This window comes from Photobacterium sp. GB-36 (genome assembly GCF_003026135.1).
Taxonomy (GTDB): domain Bacteria; phylum Pseudomonadota; class Gammaproteobacteria; order Enterobacterales; family Vibrionaceae; genus Photobacterium.
Map to the genome: position 1 here is coordinate 1 of NZ_PYNY01000057.1, position 2199 is coordinate 2199.

Consider the following 2199-nt stretch of genomic DNA (forward strand, 5'->3'; position numbering starts at 1 on the left):
CACTGATTCTATAGCAACCACACCAAACACGGCTTCTGCCTAACGCATAATAAGCACGCCCATCTCGGCGTGCTTTTTTGTGGAGGTCATATCTTATAATCAGGCCAATTATTGCCCAGTCTATTTAACGTGTATTCTCACTCTGGGAATCGTTAACGCCGAAGATAGATTGAAAATAACCATGAAAAACACCCCGTATAACTCTCAGCACATTCCGCCGCAAGCGCCAGCGAATCATAAAGGCTTTTGGTCAAACATGGCCAGAAAAGGTGTACATTTTCCTTTTACTCGTAACAATTATCATGTGCCAATTAAAGAGCTGGTATCACGAAAGTCCTCTGAGCTTAAAATATTTAGTCCGACAGAGCAAAGATACAATGAGCGTCAAATTGATGATATGACCTTTCCCTGGTGGGGGATGATTTATTTTCACTTTGCCTCTATTGCAAAAGTCTTAACATTATATCTGATGCCCTTGGCTTTATTAGTTTGTTTTATGGCAAACATTCTCACTAAAGCTCCACAAAGTGAAGTTAATGCAGCATATATCGGTATAACCTGTATTGAGGTATTGTGTTTTTTACTTTGGAAATCTTTCTCTTTCTTTGGTAGCAAACTGCCGCGAAAACCGTTATTTAGATTAAGTCGAGAAACGGGGATGGTCACGTTATTTGGTCAGGGTGATAAGGTGCGATTTAGTCATCCTTTTATTGAGTTTGATTGCTACCTAACTACATCGCCAACCCCACAAGGAGCTATTAATTACAATCTGTTTCTAGTTCATCGATATAACGGTTACAGATGTGGTGTGCCCATTAGTCGTTTTATTTATGGCTCAAGAGATCTTGATGAATACCAACGCTTATGGAACATGATCCAAGCGTATATGGATGTGAGCCAGCCTTTGCCCGACATTCCAATGAATGAGCCTTTTCGCCATAAAGACAGTACAACCGTTGCTTATGACAAGGCACATAATCGAAAGCCTGACTTTTGGTTCAGTATGGATGATGAAGAGTTTATACAAGCGGCAACGAAAATTATTGAAAAACAAATTTCAGAGCCACCATTAGGAAAAGCGATACCGATCCCTACTACAAACTCTAAAGCAACCACACCAAACACGGCTTCTGCCTAACGCATAATAAGCACGCCCATCTCGGCGTGCTTTTTTATGGAGGTAATATCTCATAATCAGGCCAATTATTGCCCAGTCTATTAAGCGTGTATTCTTACTCTGGAAATCGTTAACGCCGAAGAAAGATTGAAAATAACCATGAAAAATACCCCGTACAACTCACAGCACATTCCAGCGCAAGCGCCGGGGAATCAGCAAGGCTTTTGGTCTCAAATGGCCAGAAAAGGTGTGCACTTCCCATTTACTTGCAATAATCATCATGTGTCAAGTAAAGTGTTGCGATCGCGTAAACCCTCTGAGCTTAGAACGTTAGACCCATCTGAAGGCGGCTACAACGAACGTCAAATTAGAGACATCACTTTCCCATGGTGGGGCTTGGTCTATTTTTATGCCGTGACTTTTGCGAAAGTTATTGCCATCTATTTTATGCCGCTGTTTTTTTTGGTTGCAGGTGTCATGAACCTTTCGAGTAAGGCTATTCAAAGTGACTTTAACCAGATTTATCTTGGGTTAATCTGTATATCTGTGGTGTGTCTACTCATTTGGTGGTCTTTCTCTTTTTTTAATGGAAAGTTACCCATTAAAACCTTATTTTCATTAAGCCGAGAAACAGGCATGGTCACACTACATGGCTTCGGTAATAAGGTGCGATTTAGTCACCCTTTTGTTGAGTTTGATTGCTACCTGACAACATCGCCAACCCCACAAGGTTTTATTAATTATCAACTGTTTCTTGTTCATCGTTATAATGGTTATAAACATGGGGTTCCCATTGGTCGTTTTATTAATGGTTCAAGAGATCTTGATGAATACCAACGCTTATGGAACATGATCCAAGCGTATATGGATGTAAGCCAGCCTTTACCCGACATTCCAATGAATGAGCCTTTTCGCCATAAAGACAGTGCAACCGTTGCTTATGATAAGGCGCATCATCGAAAGCCAGATTTTTGGTTCAGTATGGATGATGAAGCGTTTGAACAAGCAGTGACGAAAATTGTTGAGAAGCAAAATTCAGAGCCACCATTGGGTGAAGTTATACCGATCCCTACCACTGATTC

The 2199-nt window shown here is 40.9% G+C and carries 2 protein-coding genes; both read left to right on the plus strand.

The window, feature by feature from the left end; genetic code table 11:
- Window positions 1-181: 181 nt before the first annotated feature.
- Window positions 182-1138, plus strand: coding sequence for a hypothetical protein (locus C9J46_RS21160; RefSeq protein WP_107291486.1), 957 nt, complete (start codon window positions 182-184; stop codon window positions 1136-1138).
- A gap of 138 nt (window positions 1139-1276) precedes the next feature.
- Window positions 1277-2199, plus strand: a 923-nt coding sequence (locus C9J46_RS21165; RefSeq protein ID WP_107291487.1) for a hypothetical protein, incomplete at its 3' end; no start/stop codon positions are given.

Excerpts from the sequence above, each read along its gene's own strand:
- C9J46_RS21160 (WP_107291486.1), top strand. The coding sequence starts at position 182 with ATGAAAAACACCCCGTATAACTCTCAGCACATTCCGCCGCAAGCGCCA.